The sequence below is a fragment of the Delftia sp. DT-2 genome, assembly GCF_028401915.1.
GTDB lineage: Bacteria > Pseudomonadota > Gammaproteobacteria > Burkholderiales > Burkholderiaceae_C > Comamonas > Comamonas tsuruhatensis.
Genome location: NZ_JAQOTI010000071.1, coordinates 1 through 807, shown reverse-complemented (window position 1 = coordinate 807; position 807 = coordinate 1). Strand labels below are relative to the sequence as shown.

The window sequence follows — 807 nt, the reverse complement described above, 5'->3', positions numbered from 1 at the left end:
CGAAGACCGCGTCTGGCGCTACGACCCCTGCGGCAACCGCATCGCGCAAATGCATGCAGACCACAGCCAGCAGCAACTGCACTACGACGGAGCGCACCAGCTCATTGCCGTGTGCAGCAGCCAGATCCAGGGCAACGCCGAGCAGTTGCGCCACCACAGCCGTTACACCTATGACGCCCTGGGCCGCAGGCTCAAGCAGCAAGTGCAAAGCGCAGACACGGAACTGCCCACCCGCACCCACTACTACGGCTGGGACGGCGACCGCCTCATCCACACCGAACGCCTGCAGCATGGCGATGACACGCGCCACATAGAACACACCATCTACGAACCCGGCAGCTTCACGCCCCTGGTGCGCCTGAGCACCACGGCCAGCGGCGACCCCCAAGACGAGCCCCACCTGCTGGTGCAAGCCATCGCCGCAGGCCTGCCCGACCCGGACGACCCCAACCACGCGCCGGCCCTGGCCCTGATGCAAACCATGCTCGACGCCGTGCCGCGCGACATGCAGCAAGACGCAGCCCGCCACCTGCGCCACACCCTGGACCACGGCCTGCCGCCCAGTGCCCAGGCCATGCTGGGCGAACAGGCAGACAGCACTACACGCCTGCTCAGCGGCATGCAGGCAAAACTGCAGAAACAGGAAAAAGAACAGCACGCCCGCATCGCCATCCACCACTACCACTGCGACCACCTGGGCACGCCCATGGCCCTGACCGACCAACGGGGGCTAGTCGCCTGGGCGGCCAAGCTGGACCCCTGGGGCAATGTGCTGCAGGAATACAACCCGCAAGGCATCCACCAGGC

Annotated in this window: 1 protein-coding gene; it reads left to right on the top strand. The window is 66.5% G+C overall.

Going from position 1 to position 807, the window contains the following annotated elements:
• The coding region (locus tag PO605_RS30870) for an RHS domain-containing protein (protein WP_272207355.1) at positions 1 to 807 on the top strand (807 nt) is incomplete at both ends.